Origin of the sequence: Escherichia sp. GZ89, from assembly GCF_019366485.1 — a bacterium.
Lineage (GTDB): Bacteria > Pseudomonadota > Gammaproteobacteria > Enterobacterales > Enterobacteriaceae > Escherichia > Escherichia fergusonii.
The window spans coordinates 1-516 of sequence record NZ_JAEOHX010000084.1 but is presented as its reverse complement, the minus strand read 5'-3'; the positions used below and the strand labels follow the sequence as shown (position 1 = coordinate 516).

2 protein-coding genes are annotated in these 516 nt (G+C 55.6%); both read right to left on the bottom strand.

What is annotated here, in order from left to right:
• Positions 1-144: FAD-dependent oxidoreductase (locus tag K0335_RS22345; RefSeq protein ID WP_001776804.1), on the bottom strand; the 144-nt coding region annotated here is incomplete at its 3' end.
• 14 nt (positions 145-158) lie between these two features.
• Positions 159-516: glutathione S-transferase C-terminal domain-containing protein (locus tag K0335_RS22340; protein WP_219394179.1), on the bottom strand; the 358-nt coding region annotated here is incomplete at its 5' end.

Sequence of the window (516 nt, the reverse complement as noted above, 5' to 3'; positions counted from 1 at the left end):
AAGCTGAATACCCGCGCCAATCTCGCCAATTTCGTGCGCTTTTTCCAGCAGCATGACTTTTATTCCCTGGCGCGCCAGCGACAGCGCGGTCGCCGCGCCGCCGATTCCGCCACCTACAATAATTGCGCTTGTCACGTGAGTCATGGTCATTCTCCTTTTCAGGCCGGGATTTTATCTTGTTGATTTTCCGGCGCGGCGGCAATAAACGCCGGTAGCTGTACGCAGGCGTCATAAACGGCTTTACAGCGCGGATAGCCTGATAAATCGCAGCCCATCCTGAGCGCATTCGCCCACTGAGGAATCAGGCAGCAGTCCGCAAGGCCTGGCGCGTCGCCCACGCAGAATCGTCCGGACTGACTTTTACGCAATAGCTGCTCTACCGCGCTTAACCCTTGCTGTATCCAGTGGGCGTACCAGCGTTTTTTATCCTCTTCGCTAACCTTCAGCTCATCGGTCAGGTAGCGCAACACGCGCATGTTATTGATCGGGTGTATATCGCAGGCGATAGCGTAGACA